This is a genomic window from Nostocoides sp., from assembly GCF_035343835.1.
In the GTDB taxonomy this organism is placed as follows: domain Bacteria; phylum Actinomycetota; class Actinomycetes; order Actinomycetales; family Dermatophilaceae; genus Nostocoides_A; species Nostocoides_A vanveenii.
Genome location: NZ_DAOQZV010000280.1, coordinates 1 through 3,787 on the forward strand (window position 1 = coordinate 1; position 3,787 = coordinate 3,787).

Annotated in this window: 4 protein-coding genes; 2 read left to right on the forward strand and 2 right to left on the reverse strand. The window is 67.9% G+C overall.

What is annotated here, in order from left to right; translation table 11 throughout:
- Nucleotides 1–138 precede the first annotated feature (138 nt).
- Nucleotides 139–1,131: a UDP-glucuronic acid decarboxylase family protein gene (locus PKH97_RS14735; RefSeq protein WP_324388326.1), complete on the forward strand. Its 993-nt coding sequence runs from the start codon at nucleotides 139–141 to the stop codon at nucleotides 1,129–1,131.
- Between the two features lie 29 nt (nucleotides 1,132–1,160).
- Here PKH97_RS14735 and ppgK read toward each other — a convergent pair whose 3' ends face one another.
- Together ppgK and PKH97_RS14745 are read right to left on the reverse strand one after the other, a co-directional pair.
- Nucleotides 1,161–1,943: a polyphosphate--glucose phosphotransferase gene (gene ppgK, locus PKH97_RS14740; RefSeq protein WP_324388328.1), complete on the reverse strand. Its 783-nt coding sequence runs from the start codon at nucleotides 1,941–1,943 to the stop codon at nucleotides 1,161–1,163.
- Nucleotides 1,944–2,061: 118 nt separating this feature from the next.
- Entirely contained in the window at nucleotides 2,062–2,883 is an 822-nt protein-coding gene (locus tag PKH97_RS14745) for a methyltransferase domain-containing protein (protein ID WP_324388329.1), read from the reverse strand.
- A gap of 181 nt (nucleotides 2,884–3,064) precedes the next feature.
- On the opposite strand from PKH97_RS14745, the gene PKH97_RS14750 reads away from it, so the two are divergent.
- Nucleotides 3,065–3,787: S1 RNA-binding domain-containing protein (locus tag PKH97_RS14750; protein WP_324388330.1), on the forward strand; the 723-nt coding region annotated here is incomplete at its 3' end.

Here is a 3,787-nt window from a genome sequence, read left to right on the forward strand (position 1 = left end):
CGCTGGAGCGACGGCCCCCGACGCGACCCGGCCGCTGCCGCGCCCGGAGCAGGGCGGCCCGCTCTTCGGCAGCCGTGACCCCAAGGACCCTGAGAGCGGTTCGGGCATCAATCTGACGAAGGGCTGATCGTCCAAGCTATGCGTGTCGTCGTCACAGGTGGCGCCGGCTTCCTTGGCTCCCACTTGTGCGAACGACTGCTCGCGCGCGGGGACCAGGTCGTCTGCCTCGACAACTTCCTCACGGGGACGCCGGACAATGTCGCCCACCTGCTCGAAGTCCCCGGCTTCCGGCTGGTCCGCACCGATGTCACCGACTACATCCACGTCACCGGGGATGTCGACATCGTGCTGCACTTCGCCTCGCCGGCCTCGCCGATCGACTACCTCCGGGTGCCCATCGAAACCCTGAAGGTCGGGTCCATCGGCACCTTGCACGCGCTCGGCCTGGCGAAGGAGAAGCGGGCCCGATTCGTGCTCGCGTCGACCTCGGAGGTCTACGGCGATCCGGAGATCCACCCGCAGCCGGAGTCCTACTGGGGTCACGTCAACCCGGTCGGCCCGCGTGGCGTCTACGACGAGGCCAAGCGGTTCGCCGAGGCGCTCACCCTGGCCTACCGGCATACGCACGACGTCAACACCGGGATCCTGCGGATCTTCAACACCTTCGGGCCGCGGATGCGGCCCAACGACGGACGAGCCATCCCCAACTTCATCCGTCAGGCCCTCGCCGGCGAGCCGGTCACCGTCGCCGGCGACGGGTTGCAGACCCGCTCGATCTGTTATGTGGACGACCTCGTCACGGGGATCCTCGCGATGGCCGATGCCGACCACCAGGGCCCGATCAATCTCGGCAACCCGCACGAGTTGTCGATGCTCGACCTGGCCCGGTGGATCGTCGACCTCACCGGCTCGAGTAGCGAGGTCGTGCACATTGAGCGCCCGGTCGACGACCCGACCGTGCGGCAGCCGGACACCACCCTCGCGCAGCGCCTGCTCGGCTGGACTCCGCAGGTCCCCGTCGAGGACGGCCTGCGCCGCACGATCGCGTGGTTCCGAGAGCAGGACGAGCGCCACGCCTTCAGCGCGCCGCCGCTGGCCCCGGAGACCACCGAGCAGATCCTCCACGGCTGACCGGTCGCCCGGCCCAGGGCGGGGTCGGGTCAGAGTGGTTTAGCGCCCGCCTCGCGGTCCGCGGCGAGCGCGGCCGCACCCACGATGCCGGCCTCGTTCTGCAAACCGGCCGGGATGATCGGGGTGCGCAGTTCCAGATAGGGCAAGAAGCGGTCGGCCTTGCGAGAGACGCCCCCACCGACGACAAAGAGGTCGGGCCACAGGAGGTCTTCAAGCCGCTTGTAGTAGGGCTGGAGCCGCTCCTGCGCCCACTCTTTGTACTTCAGGCCCTCGCGATCCTTGGCGCTCGACGCCGCTCGCGTCTCGGCGTCGTGGCCATTGACCTCCATGTGCCCCAGCTCGCAGTTGGGGATCAGGACGCCGTCGTGGATCAAGGCGATCCCGATTCCGGTGCCGAGCGTGGTCAGGACGATCAGGCCCTCCTTGTCGGCCGCTGCGCCGAAGCGGTCCTCGGCGACCCCGGCGGCGTCGGCGTCGTTGACCAGCAAGCAGGTGCGGCCGAGCGCCTTGGAGAAGATGTCCTCACCGGCGGCGTCGATCCACGACTTGTCGATATTCGCGGCGGTCCGCACGATCCCGTGCTGGACGACGCCGGGGATGGTGACGCCGATCGGGGCACCCTTGGGCAACTCGTCGGCGAAGGAGTCGGCGATCTCGTCGACGATCGCGGCGACCGCGTTGGGGGTGGACTTCTCCGGGGTGGCGATCTTCAACCGCGGGGCGAGCAGTTTGCCGGTGGCGAGGTCGACGGGGGCGCCTTTGATCCCCGACCCCCCGATGTCGATCCCGAGCGCGACCTTTGCCTTGGCCATGTCTGGTGCCCTTTCGCCGTTGAGAGCGTGCCTGTCGTCGGGTCGAGGGTAGTGCTTCCACCACCGGCATGGCGGGGCGGCCGGACCCGGGTGGATCCGGGCACCCCCACCAGCCGGATCATGCCCGTTCAGCGACGAAGATGACCGTGCCCGGCAGGACTGCGCCTCGGGTCGGCGACCAGCCACCCCACTCCTGGGTGTTGCGCTCTGGCCACTCCGGCTCGATCACATCGACCAACCGCAACCCGGCGGCGACGATCTCGCGGACCCGCTGCCCGAGCGTGCGGTGGTGCTCGACGTAGGTCAGGCGCCCGTGGTCGTCGCGCTCGGCATAGGGGCGGGTGTCGAAGTAGCTCTGCACGACGGTCAATCCCTCGGGCCCCGGTTCGTCGGGGAAGGCCCACCGGATCGGGTGCGTCGTGGAAAAGACGAAGCGGCCGCCGGGCCGCAGGACACGCGCCGCCTCGCGCATCACCCGAGCCGAATCCGCGACGAAGGGCACCACCCCGTAGGCCGTGAAGACCGCCGCGAAACTCGCGTCGCCAAAGGGCAGCCGCGACCCGTCGCACTGGATCAGAGGGACCGGGGCGCAGGAGGCCTGCGCCAACCGGCGCCGGTCGATCGCAACCGCCTGGGCGAGCATTCCACCCGACAAATCACTCGCCACCACATCCACGCCCTGCCCGGCCAGCCACCGCGAGCACTGGGCAGCACCCGCACCGATCTCGAGAACGGGACCGGGCGGCATACCGGCGCCGGTCAGCAAGCCCAGCTCGGCCTCCGTCCAGCCCTCGGGCCCCCAGACGAAGACGTCGTCGCCGAGGAAGGCGCCGTGCTCGGCGTAATAGTCGCCGGCCTCACGGTCCCACCAGGAGCGCTGCGCGGTGACCGACGCCGATTGGCCGACGGAATCCCGGCTGACGTGCACCGATTCGTTCATCCCCATCCTTTTGACGCTTTGACCACCTATGGACGCGGCCGATACACTGCCAACGCACTCGTGTGCGCTCTCCCTGGTCCCGGTTGACATCGCTGATGTCTGCCCACCGCGGGGCATCGTATGCGGGCGCACCCACCCTGTCCGCACTATTCCCTGTCCACATCAAAGGTTCCCTGCACATATGACTGCAACCACGGTCTCCTCGACCGCCCCTCAGATCGCGATCAACGACATCGGTTCCGAGGAAGAGCTCCTGGCCGCTATCGACCAGACCATCAAGCATTTCAACGACGGTGACATCGTCGAAGGCCGCATCGTCAAGGTCGACCGCGACGAGGTCCTCCTCGACATCGGCTACAAAACCGAGGGCGTCATCCCCTCGCGCGAGCTGTCGATCAAGCACGACGTCGACCCCAATGAGGTCGTCAAGGTCGGCGACGAGGTCGAAGCCCTGGTTCTCCAGAAGGAGGACAAGGAAGGCCGGCTGATCCTGTCCAAGAAGCGTGCGCAGTACGAGCGCGCCTGGGGCACCATCGAGCGCATCAAGGAAGAGGACGGCGTCGTCAAGGGCTCCGTCATCGAGGTGGTCAAGGGTGGTCTCATCCTCGACATCGGCCTGCGTGGCTTCCTGCCGGCGTCCCTCGTCGAGATGCGTCGCGTCCGCGACCTCCAGCCCTATGTCGGCAAGGAGATAGAGGCCAAGATCATCGAGCTCGACAAGAACCGCAACAACGTCGTGCTGTCGCGCCGTGCGTGGCTCGAGCAGACCCAGTCCGAGGTCCGCACGACCTTCCTGCGTGAACTCAAGCAGGGTCAGGTGCGCTCCGGTGTGGTCAGCAGCATTGTCAACTTCGGTGCGTTCGTTGACTTGGGCGGCGTCGACGGTCTCGTCCACGTCTCCGAG